Here is a 239-nt window from a genome sequence, read left to right as displayed (position 1 = left end):
GCCGACACCGCAGCCCTGACCCAAACCAGCGGCTGCCCGGTGTCGATGGTCACCGGCGAGGAACTGCTGACCCTGGACGACGGCACCCTCGATGGCTGCTTGCCGTTTGTCTTCACCCGCTTGTACCGCACCAGCGCGGTGGACCTGGACGTGGGCCTGGGCCGTGGCTGGAGCCATGCCCTGGCGCACCGCTTGTTGCTTGAGGGCGAGCAGGTCATCTGGATCGATCAGGAAAACCG

Annotated in this window: 1 protein-coding gene; it reads left to right on the top strand. The window is 66.5% G+C overall.

What is annotated here, in order from left to right; genetic code table 11:
• On the top strand, positions 1-239 hold a 239-nt coding region (locus HU811_RS27265), incomplete at both ends, for a DUF6531 domain-containing protein (RefSeq protein ID WP_186659246.1).

The sequence above is a fragment of the Pseudomonas tehranensis genome (assembly GCF_014268615.1).
GTDB classification, from domain to species: domain Bacteria; phylum Pseudomonadota; class Gammaproteobacteria; order Pseudomonadales; family Pseudomonadaceae; genus Aquipseudomonas; species Aquipseudomonas tehranensis.
The sequence above is the reverse complement of the archived record's forward strand: the minus strand, read 5'-3'. Positions and strand labels throughout refer to the sequence as shown.